Source organism: Inquilinus sp. (assembly GCF_057815775.1).
Window position 1 is genome coordinate 1 of record NZ_JBYRFX010000322.1, and the last position, 1,956, is coordinate 1,956.

Annotated in this window: 2 protein-coding genes; one reads left to right on the forward strand and one right to left on the reverse strand. The window is 68.7% G+C overall.

The features are described from left to right. Positions 1–654: hypothetical protein (locus AC3XYG_RS11375; RefSeq protein WP_489139943.1), on the forward strand; the 654-nt coding region annotated here is incomplete at its 5' end. Between the two features lie 193 nt (positions 655–847). On the opposite strand, the gene AC3XYG_RS11380 is transcribed toward AC3XYG_RS11375, so the two are convergent. Beyond that, positions 848–1,567: a ribonuclease activity regulator RraA gene (locus AC3XYG_RS11380; protein WP_489139944.1), complete on the reverse strand. Its 720-nt coding sequence runs from the start codon at positions 1,565–1,567 to the stop codon at positions 848–850. Positions 1,568–1,956 lie beyond the last annotated feature (389 nt).

Here is a 1,956-nt window from a genome sequence, read left to right on the forward strand (position 1 = left end):
AAGGCCCGGCTGCTCAAGCAGCGGCAGGAGGCCCGGCACGCGACCGAGGACAGGCGGGATGACGCGCAGGCGGAGCGGGCCGAGCGCCACCGTGCCGTCGCCCAAGGCGTGATCCAGGCCATCGACGCCGCCACATCAGATTCTCCCGAGGATCGGGAAAGGCTGACCGGTGAGATGTGGGACCGGCTGGACACATGCGACCGGATCGACGTCGACCGGGCCGACACCATCCCGCCGATCGACATGCTGATCCGGCAGATGTGCCGCAATCTCGGCATCAAGCCCGAAAAGCCGGCCTTTGCCGCCGAGGCGGCGCTGGAAAGTGAAGACCCGGCCGGAGAGGCAGACCCCCTCAGCGTGGCGGGCATCCGCTTTCGGCGCGGGCGTTTCCGCCGGGTGCCGTCGGCCGAACTCGGCCGTCCGGTGACCGAGCACTACATGCTCGACACCGACACCAACGAGATCTTCCCGCCACCGCCGCCGCCCCTGCCGGATCTGCCGGCCTCGGCAGACGCCGGACCGTTGGCCGCGACCGGCCCGCCGGACGGGCCATCCGATGAGGATCTGATCGCCGCCGAGATCCGGCGCCGCGAGGCCCAGGCCTGGCAGCGGCTGCGGGCCGCCGTGCACCTGCGCGCCTCCGGGTTCGGCTGACGGCGGCTGTCGACCGCGTTCCGAAGAAGCAAAACAACGCGTTGCCTCTCCCGCCTGGCGGGAGAGGTCGGGCTTGCGCAGCAAGACCGGGTGAGGGTTGGCCCTGGCCTCGACAAAGGACCCTCACCCGGAGCCGCTTCGCGTCTCCGACCTCTCCCGCAAGCGGGAGAGGCAACGCGAAAACCTTAAAGCCTCAGCGGCCCTTCGCTTTGCGCCAGGCGGCGAAGTCGATCTTCGTCTGGTCTTCGGTGGCGGGGTAGAGGCCGAGGATCGAGCGGCCCTTCATCACCTCTTCGGTGACGAAATCCTCGAAGGCGGTCATCTCGACCGCCTCGTCGGCGATCTCGTCGGCGATGTCGGCCGGGATGATGACCACGCCCTCGGCGTCGCCGACCACGATGTCGCCGGGGAACACCGGCGCGTCGCCGCAGCCGATCGGCACGTTGATATCAAGCGCCTGGTGCCGGGTCAGGTTGGTCGGGGCGGCCGGGCGGTTGTGATAGGCGGGAATATCCAGCTTCGCGATCTCAGGGGAATCGCGGAAGCCGCCATCGGTCACCACGCCGGCGACGCCGCGCTTCATCAGCCGCGCCACCAGGATCGACCCGGCCGAGGCGGCGCGCGCGTCCTTGCGGCTGTCGATGACGAAGACGGCGCCGGGCGGGCAGTCCTCGACCGCCTTGCGCTGCGGGTGGGCGCGGTCCTGGAACACGCTGAGCGGGTTCAGGTCTTCGCGCGCCGGGATGTAGCGCAGGGTGAAGGCCTCGCCGACCATCGGCGCCCCGGTCGGATTCAGCGGGCGGACATCCTGGATGTACTGGTTGCGCAGGCCACGCTTGAACAAAGCGGTGGTCAGGGTGGCGGTGCTGACGGTCTTCAGCTTGTCCCGGGTCTCGGGTTTCAGTCCGGTCATTCGATTGTCCTCGCAGATTGAAGAACCGTCATTGCGAGCCCGAAGGGCGTGGCGATCCAGAGATCGAGCCGCTGGATCGCCACGTCCCCCGGATCAAGTCCGGGGTCCTCGCGATGACGGTGATGGGGGGTGTGGTCAGCCGCCGCCGAGAGGTCGTTTGAGAATGCGCTGGCGTGAGTCGGCTGGTGGTGGTTTCGAGAACCGGCGCGCAGCGGACGTTTGGGTCCGTGAGCACCGGAAGTGCAGAAACCGCCGTCAGACGGCCGCGCCAGTAGCATTGTCAGGCGACCTCCGCACCTTGGGTGTTGACGTACAGGGCGTAGACGGACTGGCTGGCGGCCATGAACAGGCGGTTCCGCATCTCGCCGCCGACGCACAGAGTGGCGCAG

Bases quoted from the DNA above. Each gene is read 5' to 3' on its own strand.
- AC3XYG_RS11380 (WP_489139944.1), bottom strand. From the start codon at position 1,567: ATGACCGGACTGAAACCCGAGACCCGGGACAAGCTGAAGACCGTCAGC.